At 40.1% G+C, this 11,213-nt stretch carries 20 protein-coding genes; 19 read left to right on the forward strand and 1 reads right to left on the reverse strand.

Features of this window, described 5'->3' with window-relative positions; translation table 11 throughout:
- The first annotated feature begins 57 nt into the window (after positions 1-57).
- From AC0L6H_RS08620 to AC0L6H_RS08645, 6 genes are all read left to right on the forward strand, one after another.
- On the forward strand, positions 58-342 hold the full coding sequence (locus tag AC0L6H_RS08620; protein ID WP_473393795.1) for a hypothetical protein: 285 nt from the start codon (positions 58-60) through the stop codon (positions 340-342).
- Positions 343-465: 123 nt separating this feature from the next.
- Positions 466-1,329 (forward strand): hypothetical protein, encoded by an 864-nt coding sequence (locus tag AC0L6H_RS08625; protein WP_473393796.1) that lies wholly within the window; start codon positions 466-468, stop codon positions 1,327-1,329.
- Between the two features lie 84 nt (positions 1,330-1,413).
- Positions 1,414-1,647, forward strand: a complete 234-nt coding sequence (locus tag AC0L6H_RS08630; protein WP_473393797.1) for a ribbon-helix-helix domain-containing protein — start codon at positions 1,414-1,416, stop codon at positions 1,645-1,647.
- Positions 1,634-1,897, forward strand: coding sequence for a type II toxin-antitoxin system RelE family toxin (locus AC0L6H_RS08635; RefSeq protein ID WP_473393798.1), 264 nt, complete (start codon positions 1,634-1,636; stop codon positions 1,895-1,897). The genes AC0L6H_RS08630 and AC0L6H_RS08635 overlap by 14 nt, the downstream gene beginning before the upstream one ends.
- 63 nt (positions 1,898-1,960) lie before the next feature.
- Complete coding sequence (locus tag AC0L6H_RS08640; protein WP_473393799.1) at positions 1,961-2,467, forward strand: hypothetical protein; 507 nt, start codon at positions 1,961-1,963, stop codon at positions 2,465-2,467.
- 88 nt (positions 2,468-2,555) lie between these two features.
- Positions 2,556-2,945, forward strand: a complete 390-nt coding sequence (locus AC0L6H_RS08645; protein ID WP_473393800.1) for a RidA family protein — start codon at positions 2,556-2,558, stop codon at positions 2,943-2,945.
- Positions 2,946-3,330: 385 nt separating this feature from the next.
- Here AC0L6H_RS08645 and AC0L6H_RS08650 read toward each other — a convergent pair whose 3' ends face one another.
- The gene (locus AC0L6H_RS08650) at positions 3,331-4,485 is read right to left on the reverse strand and encodes an IS110 family RNA-guided transposase (RefSeq protein WP_473391525.1); all 1,155 of its coding nucleotides are present in this window, start codon (positions 4,483-4,485) and stop codon (positions 3,331-3,333) included.
- A 173-nt stretch (positions 4,486-4,658) separates the two neighbouring features.
- On the opposite strand from AC0L6H_RS08650, the gene AC0L6H_RS08655 reads away from it, so the two are divergent.
- From AC0L6H_RS08655 to AC0L6H_RS08715, 13 genes are all read left to right on the forward strand, one after another.
- Positions 4,659-4,904 (forward strand): hypothetical protein, encoded by a 246-nt coding sequence (locus AC0L6H_RS08655; RefSeq protein WP_473393801.1) that lies wholly within the window; start codon positions 4,659-4,661, stop codon positions 4,902-4,904.
- Between the two features lie 277 nt (positions 4,905-5,181).
- Positions 5,182-5,364, forward strand: coding sequence for a BrnT family toxin (locus AC0L6H_RS08660; RefSeq protein ID WP_473394500.1), 183 nt, complete (start codon positions 5,182-5,184; stop codon positions 5,362-5,364).
- Positions 5,357-5,566: a BrnA antitoxin family protein gene (locus AC0L6H_RS08665; protein ID WP_473393803.1), complete on the forward strand. Its 210-nt coding sequence runs from the start codon at positions 5,357-5,359 to the stop codon at positions 5,564-5,566. The genes AC0L6H_RS08660 and AC0L6H_RS08665 overlap by 8 nt, the downstream gene beginning before the upstream one ends.
- A gap of 101 nt (positions 5,567-5,667) precedes the next feature.
- Entirely contained in the window at positions 5,668-6,072 is a 405-nt protein-coding gene (locus AC0L6H_RS08670; protein ID WP_473393804.1) for a hypothetical protein, read from the forward strand.
- A 25-nt stretch (positions 6,073-6,097) separates the two neighbouring features.
- Positions 6,098-6,415, forward strand: coding sequence for a ribonuclease E inhibitor RraB (locus AC0L6H_RS08675; protein WP_473393805.1), 318 nt, complete (start codon positions 6,098-6,100; stop codon positions 6,413-6,415).
- Positions 6,416-6,494: 79 nt separating this feature from the next.
- A complete protein-coding gene (locus tag AC0L6H_RS08680) occupies positions 6,495-6,923 on the forward strand; it encodes a hypothetical protein (RefSeq protein ID WP_473393806.1) in 429 nt (142 codons plus the stop codon).
- A gap of 119 nt (positions 6,924-7,042) precedes the next feature.
- Entirely contained in the window at positions 7,043-7,522 is a 480-nt protein-coding gene (locus AC0L6H_RS08685; RefSeq protein ID WP_473393807.1) for a hypothetical protein, read from the forward strand.
- 315 nt (positions 7,523-7,837) lie between these two features.
- A complete protein-coding gene (locus tag AC0L6H_RS08690; RefSeq protein WP_473393809.1) occupies positions 7,838-8,284 on the forward strand; it encodes a DUF4240 domain-containing protein in 447 nt (148 codons plus the stop codon).
- A gap of 104 nt (positions 8,285-8,388) precedes the next feature.
- Positions 8,389-8,970, forward strand: coding sequence for a hypothetical protein (locus tag AC0L6H_RS08695; RefSeq protein WP_473393810.1), 582 nt, complete (start codon positions 8,389-8,391; stop codon positions 8,968-8,970).
- A 211-nt stretch (positions 8,971-9,181) separates the two neighbouring features.
- Entirely contained in the window at positions 9,182-9,496 is a 315-nt protein-coding gene (locus tag AC0L6H_RS08700; protein ID WP_473393811.1) for a hypothetical protein, read from the forward strand.
- A gap of 121 nt (positions 9,497-9,617) precedes the next feature.
- Positions 9,618-10,133: a hypothetical protein gene (locus AC0L6H_RS08705; RefSeq protein ID WP_473393812.1), complete on the forward strand. Its 516-nt coding sequence runs from the start codon at positions 9,618-9,620 to the stop codon at positions 10,131-10,133.
- Positions 10,134-10,537: 404 nt separating this feature from the next.
- The gene (locus AC0L6H_RS08710; RefSeq protein WP_473393813.1) at positions 10,538-10,792 is read left to right on the forward strand and encodes a hypothetical protein; all 255 of its coding nucleotides are present in this window, start codon (positions 10,538-10,540) and stop codon (positions 10,790-10,792) included.
- Between the two features lie 34 nt (positions 10,793-10,826).
- Positions 10,827-11,195 (forward strand): hypothetical protein, encoded by a 369-nt coding sequence (locus AC0L6H_RS08715; protein WP_473393814.1) that lies wholly within the window; start codon positions 10,827-10,829, stop codon positions 11,193-11,195.
- Positions 11,196-11,213 lie beyond the last annotated feature (18 nt).

The following is an 11,213-nucleotide window of genomic DNA, read 5'->3' on the forward strand; positions in this document are numbered from 1 at the left end:
GCCTAAGCGTTGCTCCGGCATCCGTTTATGGCGGCGTTATATGCCATCGGAGCCCTAGTGTACATTCCACTCATTGGTACTAATATTCAGGATATACCATCGGAAACTTTCGATCTGATTATCAAAGATTTAATAGCAGACGGGTGGCGAATGGGTAAGCCATTTTGGGGAGTGGCGGGTTCCGTGGACTATGAAAGAGTGAAGTTTAGAAAAGGTTTCAGAACCCTTTTATTGGAATACGATAATTGGACAGAGGGCGAATTGGCGGGGAATAAGGGAATCGTTACGGAAATTGCAAAAAGACATAATCTAAAAATTAATCGGACACTCTCTTCAATATGACGTATAACAAACCGATCAAGCTCGCTCACTCCGCTCGCTGGGACAATTCCTCGTATGCGGTTTCGCGATTTGCGCATGCAAGTAATTGCCCCTTTTCGGGGTGTTAGGCACTAAGAAAGCAGTATGAATAGAATACTTATATTTGTTTTGGCCATGGGAGTGTCAATGTTTGGTTTTGGGAAAGATAAGAGTTTAATTGAAGTTAAATTCTACGAAGGAAAGAGCAAGGTTCCTTTTGCGGTATCTAATGTGCCAATTGAACAACTGCCTGATACCTTTGAAATAGATACGACCATGCACTTAGGTGAGGATGACTGGAGGGTCTTAGGGGCTGAACCAGCCGAAAAAATCAAATTCAAGAAAAGTGGTAAGTTAAACCTGTATATGGCTAAAAGTGAGATAACTCAGATTGACCCAAATGAGTTGCTTTATAGCTTACCTACAATAAGTAACGATATTGCTGGTGTCGAAAATGCCGAATTACTAGAAAATATTGCAGTGTTCCGAGAAGACGATTGGAGACAGTTCGAGTTTGTGATGAGTAGCTATGAATCTACTATTGATGAAGAGCTTGGTCACATAAAAAATATATATGAAAATCACAGAGAGGGCGTTGGGTTTAAGAAATTACACCTTCGAGAGAGAATAGTAACGCCACTAGAAGATAGCTCTCTAACTCTAAGTTTGATAGAAGAGTCCTTTGATATTGTTGAAAAGTACAACGGTGTAGCCTTCAATAATGCAGCTGCAACTATTGTTGGCGGTTTTGCACTTCAAACCAAATCAGGCTGGCTGCTATGGGGGCAAGCTAGTGAGTCAGGTAAAGTCTTAGCGTTGAATGTCAGTCAAACAAGAGAATCCAACATAGCTGGCATTTCAGATAAGATCGATAAATTCACAGAAAAACACAGTCTGTATCTAATTGATTGGCCAAGGTTGTTTTGGTGTGGGCCCAAAAAATTAAATTTCTCGGCCTATAGTGAGTAATGCATAACAAGGTAATGTGCTCAGATTCGTTGATGTTTTAGCGCTATAACGTTATAGTGCTAAAAATTGAATCTGGAGGATTTCATGAGCACACTATCAAAACGTTCAACTGTCTATTTCGAGCCATCAATACACAATGCCCTAAAAATGAGAGCTGCATCTAGTGATTCGTCTGTGTCAGAATTAGTTGATGAGGCTGTTCGTTTATTAATGAGAGAAGACCAAGAAGATTTCGCTGCGGTGAAATCAAGAGTTGGCGAAGAAGAAATAAGTTACGAGGCGCTCATCAATAGTTTGGAAGCTGATGGGAAAATATAAGGTCACATTCAAAAAATCAGTCCAAAAGGACTTTAAGTCTATACCCAAATCCGATGTTATTAAGATATTAGCGAAAATCGATACTCTTATGCAGAATCCAAGAAGAGTAGGAGCAATAAAACTTAGTGGCAGTGATTTATACCGAATACGTCAGGGCCTTTACCGAATTGTTTATGAAATAATAGATCAAGAGTTAAAGGTGTTAGTAATAAAAGTTGGTTCCAGATCTGATGTTTATAAGCGTACATAACAAAACCATGAACCGGATTTTTGGAAAAGTCTCAAAAACCGGTTATGGTAAGCGTTAGCAGCCATGAAATACTTGGTATTATTTGTTGTTTTATTCTTTTCTATTGAGCTTTGTGCAGAAAAGTTTGGAGGTTGGGAGTTCACTATTCCTAAAGGTAGCCCTTTTGTGCTGAATCCAATCGAAAACGGCTTATATCTGCAATTTTCTGGTGAGATTACTTTCAATGCGAAAGTCGTAGCAACCATAAATGAAGCTGGCGAGGCTTATATTTTGTCGGTCATCCCACCTGATGAAATAGTTAGTTTGTTGCCGTCAAGGAAAATTGGAAATTTGCAGTTGCCGAAATATATTCAATTATTAAATAACGATGAAATGTTATCGTCTTTGAATATGAATAAATATATAAATTCAAAAAATTCAGAAATCATTATCGGTAGCGCTGAAATTACAATAAAAGACTTAAAAAGTGGGGCTGATTGTGGTGTCGCCACTTTTTTTGCCTTTAATAATTCAATTGCTAAAATGGAGTATTCTAGAAGCTATGAGGTTGTTAAAAGCCCGAGCTGCTAACAAAAAAATTAAAGCGTACATTGGCAAGAGCGGCACGAACCGCTTATGCAAAGTGTTAGATGCACATTAACTTAGAGGAATATTGAAAATGGCAATTGAGAAGAAAATCTATCGAAGTGGTCCGTTCAAGGATTTCATTGCACAAGGTATTCGAGTTGGAAATGTTCTTTATATGGCAGGGCAAGTTGGGATAGATAGTAACGGCTCGGTTCCCTCAGACATTGCCGAGCAAACGTCTATCGCCTATTCAAATATGAAGGATGTATTATCACAGTTCGGGGCCGATATGAGCAATATTGTTGATGAAACCTTCTTTGTTACTAATATGGACGAATTGATGGGAAACGTTGAAACTGTTTATGGGCAAAGAGAAACTGCATATGGCGGTATGCCAGAAGTTAGTCAAACAGTTGTGCAAGTAGCGGCACTTGTTCAGCCTGAACTCAAAATTGAAATTAAATGTATTGCTCATCTTTAGTGAGGGCATCTAACACATATGAACCGGATGTTGACAAGAAAGGACAAACCGCGCACGCAAAGTGTTGGTATGACTCTTCATGTCAAATAAAACGAGCAGATCCCGCCTTTTTTTTCAAAGCTTCTTAATTACAAAATAAATTGAGTTAATGCATCAGATGAAGCCAGTAATATTCGTCGGTTATCTTTGCTGGTATACGTGGGTTGCTAGTTGCCTAGCCTATCCAACCTTACTGTTTGCGACGTTGTACCTATCTTCTCTCTATGCTCGGGGATTATTGTAAGCCGTAGCCATCAATACCAATCCAACACTTGTCGAAGGTTGTACCGCTTCCGCGGCCTGACCCAACACATTAACTCAAAACCTTTTATGATGCCGGCGTGCGCTACGCAGGCACTCTTGCTAATCGTTTGCGAATATCAACAGCAGGCAACACAATTTGCTTAGCAATCGCCCAAATATAGGCCACCATTTCTCTAGCAATAGCCACTTTAATGACGTTGTGATGTTTACCTTTCTGCATCAATCTTTGATAGCGCTGACACAGCCTAAGCTGTGCTTTCCAAGCGGTATCAATCACTATTTTAGGCAATCCTTCTTGTCGCCGTTGATGCTCTTTAGACACTTTTGCGGGGTGACGATAACTTTGCGCACCCTCGATTAATAGTCGTCGTGCCCGAACATTACCAGTTTTAGTAATGTTGCCGAGTTTTCGCTTGTCGCCACTAGAATGCTCACTAGGTACTAAGCCTAAAAAACTCATGAGTTGTCTAGGATGCTCAAATCGAGTGAGGTCACCTAGTTCAGCCACCATACCAGCAGCGACGAGCAAGGCGACACCGCGCATGGCTTGAACGGCTTTCACAACGGGAAAGTATCGCCACTGCAGAATGTGGTGAGCAAGTTGATTGTCTAGCCGTTCAAGCCGAGCAATCCGCTCACCAATGGTATTGAGACTTTCTTGCAACACAATGTGCTGAGCGGGATGGGGCAGCACTAACTCAGCCAACCATCGTAAATGTTTAGCCGACCAATTTGCGGTGCCAGGGTAGTTAATGTCATTGCGCAGTAGTAACGCTTTTAATTGTCTTCGGGCATCATTTAAGTCCCGCATAGCAATTTCACGGATGCGAGATAAATCTCTGACGGCTTCATCTTCGGGCTCGGGAACGTAGATGGGTGACACATCACAGTTCTTTACAGCATAAGCGAGCTTGAGAGCATCACGCTTATCTGTTTTGATTTTATCACTGGGTTTTTTAGGAATGAGTGATGGCGCAACAACGTAACATGGGTGGCCTAAGGAAGTAATAAGCCGGTATATCCAATACCCACAAGGGCCTGCTTCATAAACAAAATGCAAAGTCGCATTAGGAAACTTAGATTCAAATTGTCGAATAAGCTTTTTAATCGACGCTTTTGCGGTGGCAATTCTGCCATGCTGGGTCGCCTTACCTTGAAACCCATCTTCTAGCGAAGCGACTTCAATAAACTCTTTATGAGTATCCATTCCAACGAAAACTATGCTATTTTTAGTCATGCTGACCTCCAGTATTTAATGGTTCGAACATTAATTATGGCTCTGGTCTCGTTTTAAACGCAACTAACCCACGATATCTGGAGGTCAGTACCTTATGAAGAGTCATTATGTCTAGGAGGCTTAGTGTTGAATCCAGCTTTTTCCGTTGTTGTAAGTGTTATAGGACTTAAAAAATGGAAATCACACACTCTCATTTACTAGGTATAGTCTTAGTCGTTTACGGGCTTTGGATTTTGGTCAAAGGTGAAGTGTCTTTTGAGTTCGGTATAACAAATGGGGCTCGCAAATCTGAATTTATTTATTCGAAATTCAGCAAACTTCAAGGAACTGCTGCGCGAGTGGTCGGTCTTGCTATTTCAGCTGCAGGGGTCTGTATTCCTATTTTCATTCCTTCCAGCCAGCTACTTATGCGGTTGTGATGAAAACGTCCTATAACAAAAACTCAACTAAGCACTCGCTGGCGCTCCCGGGGACAATCACATGGCGGCCTTCGGCTATTGTGCGCACCATGTGCCCTTCCGTTAGTTAGATGTTAACTCTCAAAAGGTTGTTTTTTACTCACAATGTAACTACACTGTAATTATGGATGATTATAAATTTGAGTGGGACGAGAGTAAATCTGAGTTAAATTTGAGGAAGCACAGAATATCCTTCGACGAGGCTATATCTGTATTTTCTGATAAGTTATAAAGGCTTATTCCAGATCCTGATAGTTCTTACGGAGAAGAGCGTTTTATTATTTTGGGTGAAAGCTCAAAGACCCGCTTACTTGTTGTTTGCCATTGCTATCGAGATAATCAAGGAGTTATTAGACTAATTTCAGCCAGGCGCGCGGACAAACGAGAGCAGAAAAAATATAAGGAGTTTCGTCATGCGTGAACATTACGATTTCAGTGACTCGATCCCTAACCCTTACGTAAAGAAACTGAAAAAGCAGATAACGATAAGGCTAGATCAAGACGTAATTGGCTATTTCAAAAAGCTATCAGAGAAAAATGGGATCCCATACCAAAACCTTATCAATTTGTATCTTAAAGACTGCGCAGAAACAAACAAAGAGCCTAGTGTTGAGTGGAAGTGAGAGCTAACAAAAAAAATTGAAGACGGATTAGACATTTTGGAAAAACGCCAAAATGCCTCTTAATTTGGTGTTATAGCTTCCAAGGGTGGAACAAGTAAGTTATGGAACTACATCAAGCAATAGAGCTTTTTCAGAACCAAGTTTCTAACATGGATTCATTGTGGGCGTACTATTCGTCTGCTGCGTTAGCAGTATTAGGCTTTACTGTTGCGTCTGAAAAAGCGACGAGGTCAAGACATGAAATATCTGCAATTCAAATCGGATTTTTCCTGTTTTCTTTTGGGAACTGTATCGCTATTGCAGGTTCTCAAGCTACATTGATTGAATTAGGCTACTTAATTCAAAAGGCTGGCGGTTCCGAAAACTTGGCTAGTGCATTTAGCGTTGAGGCAGTAGTTAGTTTTCAAGTAGTGGTAACTGTTGCGATATTAGCTGTTATTGAAGTTACGTACCGCTATAACAAGTCAAGTCAGCAGGACGCGAAAAAAACGTGCGCTTCTGCTTGAGGCGTTATGTGCCAAGGAGTATTAGTTGAAGTTTCCAAATGATGCTGACGGGGATGTTCTTAGACGATTAGAAGAATCCGGTTTCGATTTTTCGATAGCTTGGGAGATTGATTTCATGGTTGATTTTGATAGCTGGCCGCCTTCTCAGGATGCTTTAGATATCTTAGAGAAAGAATATGGCGCTATCGAAGTATATGCTCCAGATGACGACGGTGATGGATATATCTTATTTAATATTAACTCGCCTGTATCTTACGACCTGATAATGGATACGCAAAAAAAAGCCTCGGCGATGGTATTCAGTTTTGGCGGAGTTTGTGAATCTTGGGGAGTCTTGCAGTAATGGCATATAAAAATGAAGACTGATATCTCAAAAAAGCGCTGAGCTAGCGCTCCCTTTTGTATTAAGAGTAAGGAAAGCTATGAGAATAATTTTAACTATTTCATGTTTAATGTTGGCATCCTGCGAGATTAATACCGTCAAAGAACATTCGAGTGACGAAGATTTTAATCAAGAAGTGCTTTCGGGAGCGTGGGGATGGGATCAAGGACAATGCCAGAATAACCCAATGACAATTTCGTTTTCTGATGACGGTACATCAATGTTCCACGAGTCTCATAAAGGTATGTACTTGGGAGATCCTGATGAATCATATGAAAGGTCGAGATATATTATTCACTCCCAAACTAAGGGCCTTCTCACGACATCGATCGAAAATGAAGATCGAAAAGACGATGATGGTAACTTTGTTTCATGGGACCTAGTCATTCAAACTGACTCCACCTTTTGTTGGCACAGAACTGATTGGTCTGCAGGAAGCTGCACTAAGAGTATGATCAAGTGCAAATAACTCTTAACAAACTAAACCACATCAGCCTGCTGCGCATGCCAGAACTCCGTTACGGTGTTTCACGCCTACACTTCGGCTGGTATTTTGGGCGTTCTGTCTAAAAGGATGATTAAGACTCAGTGGGTAAATTAGAACCGTTTTTTGCAATCTCGTCATTTGTAGTGTTTTGGTTTTTATTCCATATAGTCTTTCTTTGGTACAATTTTTTAGTTGTTGACTGCGGATACTATTCAGAGTTTTGGCGAGAGGGTAATCTTCTATCACCGATCGTGTCTTTTATGATTGGTATAGGATTGTTTGCCGTGTATTTTTTTATTAAATTAGTTTCAACATATAGGCGTGCTAAGAAAGATTCGTTTCTCTGGTTAGTTGCATTTTTGCTTCCTATAATGAGTTTTTATGGCGTTGATGATTTTAATAAATTTATGACCTTTCAGAATGGTTCTGTTCCAATCAGTGAGTACATTGGTTTAGAAAGTCTTTCTGATTACCAAAAGTCTAGATACGATTTGGAGCGGGAAGGTTACCTACAGAACAAAGAAAGGTTGGTCAAATATGGTAGGTACTGTAGTGCTACAGATTTTTATCAGCGGACATAACAAATAATGGCCTTGCACTCATACTATTTGCTTTTTTTGTGCTTGGTGGGCAAAGACAACAGGCCGCAGTGCACTGGGATGGTTTTTATTGGGGCTGTTTTTCCACATTTTTACTGCAATCGCACTTTTAATAAAAACCGAGCGCAGCACATAACAAACGCTTTAAAATAGACGCCTAACAGTTGGCTGGCGCTCATTCTTCGCTAAGTTTAGCCAACGGCTATTCGTCATTTATGTGGAGCGTTATGTACTTATAGGAATTTTGGAAAAGCACCAAAAACCGGTTGTGGAAAGTGTTAAACATAAGGATATATTGTGAGCGATGTTGTTTTTTGGTCAATAGTTAGTTTTTTGAACTGGGGTGCGTCTGGTGATGACGAGTTAGTAATTGATCCCGCGGTCGTCGAATTAATGACATATTCTGCGCAAGACATTATCGAATTTGAGGAAATACTTGCAGACAAGTTGTACCGGCTAGATACCTTAGCGCACGCAAGGAATATTGGTGAAGAAGCCTATACAGACGGGAGTAATTATTTTTCGGCAGATTGGTTTTTGTATTCCCGTTGCGTTGTTGTTGCAAATGGCAAAGAATTCTACGATTCAGTCTTACAACAACCTAAACACTTTCCAAAAGATCTTGAGTTCGAATCTCTACTTTTAATCGGACCCGAAGCATATGAACGAAAAACTGGTAATGAATACACGCATTCGACCAAACTCAGCTATGAAACATTTTCAAATAAGGCTGGGTGGCAGTAAAGTGTATAGCAAAAGATGAAGGCGGGTTTTGGCAAGAGCGGTCACCATCGGTTATAAAAAGTGGCATGTTTTGCCTGTACTTAATAGTTAAATTATGAATAATCATGAAATACATTATTGCACTATCTGTAGCTCTAGCACTTTTATCAGGCTGCAAATCTACCGAAAAACTTACGCCTGTTTCTCAAATAAAGCCTGGGGTAGCAAAGGAAGGGACACTTGCCAATGTCAAACTAATCTCAGATGCTAGAGCTGGCTTGGAGAAAGTTGTTGGCTCAGAAATCAAAGACTCAGAGCTACTAAAATTTATAATTCAGCAACCTGTCGGAGACGTTGGTTCTCGTTCATGGCGAGAAATGTGGATTGTAAAAACATCAGAAAATACATCTCAATATCTGATGACATTTACTGAGTCAGGTTTGGATGCAGCAGATTTTGAGATTAAACCAATGGAAAGTGATAGAAACAGTAAAACGTGTCCAAGTAATATCGCCAAATTTCCGATTGGAGAAACAACCTCGGATCATGTAATTTCATGCTTGGGAAAACCTCAGCATGAAGATTACAACCCAGATGGGCGTTTTGTTTTTCTCTATGAAGCCAAGGATAATGTTATATTCACCTATCTTTTCGGCAAAGATAAAAAACTTATAAAAATAATTGGTTATGAAAATACTAGCGACTAGAAACATAACATCATAAATGGAGAAATCACGGACGAACCAATGTTTGATCCTTCATCTCTTGACGACTCGTATGTGGATTTTGGCAAATGCGGAGCGAAACCATTGTAAGTATTAGGTGCCAAGCGGGCCATGGTACACTGGTTAATTAAATGCGACCAGACAAGCTGCCGCGTGAATAGGGGGTTAACCATCATTAGGATTCGAACATTTCATGAAACGCCAAGCATCTAGAAAAACAGCTTTTATTGCTGGAACAATTTTTAGTTTACTAATGCTTCTAAGCGGAGCTATAAAAAAATCATTCGAGTTGCCAGAGAGCATAGAAGGCCTCGGTGTTATTTTGTTTATGGCTATTGTTCTTTATGGTTTAAATGTTTATGTTTTTGGTACTAATGAAAAGCCTAAAGGAAACAAGTGGAATCTTGCCGACTCCAAATACAAAGCCCAAATTCAAGAGTCAGTTATTAGGGCTTTATACGCGATACTCGGAGCAATAATAGGCGTAATTCCGTTGAGTGTTTTTTAGTAATGTTGAAGAAATAAAACAATCAATTCAAACAGACACTCACTAAATTGCGCGCTTCGCTAGTGGCCTTCAATTAGGTGTTAACTGACTTCTAGCCTTTTGGTTTAAATGGATTCAATGAATGGAAAAAACAAAATGGTATAAAAACCCAGAAATGATAGTGGCTTTGTCTGCTTTGTTCATTGGCCTTTTAACTGCCGTTATATCTGTCTATTCAGCTTATGTAGACCGACAATATGCCAGAGCTTCTGTTTGGCCCAAATTAGAGATATTTAGAAGTTATAGCGGCAAGGAATTCAGTTATGGGGTTGCCAATCGGGGCACGGGCCCTGCACTTATTCAGTATGCAAAAGTTAGTGTTGACTCAAAGGCTATCAAACGATGGTCAGAAGTCAGTGTATTCTCTAATATTGTCCAATCCCATATAAGCAGCATAACTGTGCCATCTGAGCAAACTGTCACACCTCTTCTCTATCGTGGAGAGCTTATCTCAGATATCTTATTGCTTGACGCACAGCTCAGCATAGAACTTTGTTACTGTTCTATATATAAAGAATGCTGGACAGTTAATCGTTCAAACGAAACTCAAGCAGTTATGCAATGCGAAGTAAGTTCTGAAGAGGCATTTGAGCAGTGAAACGTCAGTTAACAAAATATGAACCCAATTTTGTTAATTAAACAACGGAGAATAAAGCAATGGAATTAAGAATTAACGGCAAAAGAGTTCAAAATCCTATAGCAGTAGTTTGCCTGGTTTTGTTCTCGATATTACTGGTCGGAGGCATAGTAGGCCTCGTGTTATTCGTCATCTTACCTTTGATTGGAATAGTTTTGTCAGGATTCTTAGCATTAGTCATCGCAATACTGATCCCAATAATATTTTGGCTGATAATTCCTGTGATAATGTTGTCTATTATTGGGTGGTTTTTTGGGAAAGTCTTTAAGTAAGTTTAATCTTATGAAAACTATAGAAAATGTCAAATTTTGCGATACGTGTGACTAATCTACATATGCAGTACTGTATACAAGGAGTAATTTAAGATGGTTGGATTTATAGGCGCTGTACTAATAGTAATCGGCCTAATTAATATAAGCTCAGGAAACCCAGTATTCTTCGGATGGTTAGCAACAATCGTCGGCGCAATTTGCTGTGTTTCTGCTTTAGCTGGGCCTTACAAGGGTCGTAATTGGAATAAAAAGAATATTGCGAGTGGCGTTTCAGGTGGTCTTGCTGGTGGTAGTCATCATTCTGGTTCAGATTCTTCTGGAGGAGATGGCGGTGGTGGCGGTGACTAAATTAAAACAAGTAAATTAAAATTAGGAGAGGAATATGTCAGATTGCATCACACGCTTTTTCGAAGCATGGCAAATTGAGGAAGCAGAGGCGCGACTCGCTAAATTGAATGGTTCGGTGACCGAAGCTATACAATACGATGATCCACGAACACCCGAAACTGTCACCGGTATTGCAGCATTAAATAATTACTTAGGTATGTTTAGCGCGAATGCTCCAGGATGGTCAGCAAAAGTGATTAAAACGGATATGGTCGCCGATGTTACACGCGCTACAGTCGCATTTGGTGGAAAGGGGCCCGATGGCTCAGAACAAGTTCAACTAGGCCAGTATTTTGTGGAAAAAGATAAAGATCTAATATCACGTATGGTGGGTTTTGTTGGCACAGGCGCGCAAACGAGCTAACAAACAAGTAAAAATAAT

Source organism: Glaciecola sp. G7-5 (assembly GCF_055808975.1).

Excerpts from the sequence above, each read along its gene's own strand:
- AC0L6H_RS08625 (WP_473393796.1), top strand. The coding sequence starts at position 466 with ATGAATAGAATACTTATATTTGTTTTGGCCATGGGAGTGTCAATGTTT.
- AC0L6H_RS08630 (WP_473393797.1), top strand. The coding sequence starts at position 1,414 with ATGAGCACACTATCAAAACGTTCAACTGTCTATTTCGAGCCATCAATA.
- AC0L6H_RS08635 (WP_473393798.1), top strand. The coding sequence starts at position 1,634 with ATGGGAAAATATAAGGTCACATTCAAAAAATCAGTCCAAAAGGACTTT.
- AC0L6H_RS08640 (WP_473393799.1), top strand. The coding sequence starts at position 1,961 with ATGAAATACTTGGTATTATTTGTTGTTTTATTCTTTTCTATTGAGCTT.
- AC0L6H_RS08645 (WP_473393800.1), top strand. The coding sequence starts at position 2,556 with ATGGCAATTGAGAAGAAAATCTATCGAAGTGGTCCGTTCAAGGATTTC.
- AC0L6H_RS08650 (WP_473391525.1), bottom strand. The coding sequence starts at position 4,485 with ATGACTAAAAATAGCATAGTTTTCGTTGGAATGGATACTCATAAAGAG.
- AC0L6H_RS08655 (WP_473393801.1), top strand. The coding sequence starts at position 4,659 with ATGGAAATCACACACTCTCATTTACTAGGTATAGTCTTAGTCGTTTAC.
- AC0L6H_RS08665 (WP_473393803.1), top strand. The coding sequence starts at position 5,357 with ATGCGTGAACATTACGATTTCAGTGACTCGATCCCTAACCCTTACGTA.
- AC0L6H_RS08670 (WP_473393804.1), top strand. The coding sequence starts at position 5,668 with ATGGAACTACATCAAGCAATAGAGCTTTTTCAGAACCAAGTTTCTAAC.
- AC0L6H_RS08680 (WP_473393806.1), top strand. The coding sequence starts at position 6,495 with ATGAGAATAATTTTAACTATTTCATGTTTAATGTTGGCATCCTGCGAG.
- AC0L6H_RS08695 (WP_473393810.1), top strand. The coding sequence starts at position 8,389 with ATGAAATACATTATTGCACTATCTGTAGCTCTAGCACTTTTATCAGGC.
- AC0L6H_RS08700 (WP_473393811.1), top strand. The coding sequence starts at position 9,182 with ATGAAACGCCAAGCATCTAGAAAAACAGCTTTTATTGCTGGAACAATT.
- AC0L6H_RS08705 (WP_473393812.1), top strand. The coding sequence starts at position 9,618 with ATGGAAAAAACAAAATGGTATAAAAACCCAGAAATGATAGTGGCTTTG.
- AC0L6H_RS08710 (WP_473393813.1), top strand. The coding sequence starts at position 10,538 with ATGGTTGGATTTATAGGCGCTGTACTAATAGTAATCGGCCTAATTAAT.
- AC0L6H_RS08715 (WP_473393814.1), top strand. The coding sequence starts at position 10,827 with ATGTCAGATTGCATCACACGCTTTTTCGAAGCATGGCAAATTGAGGAA.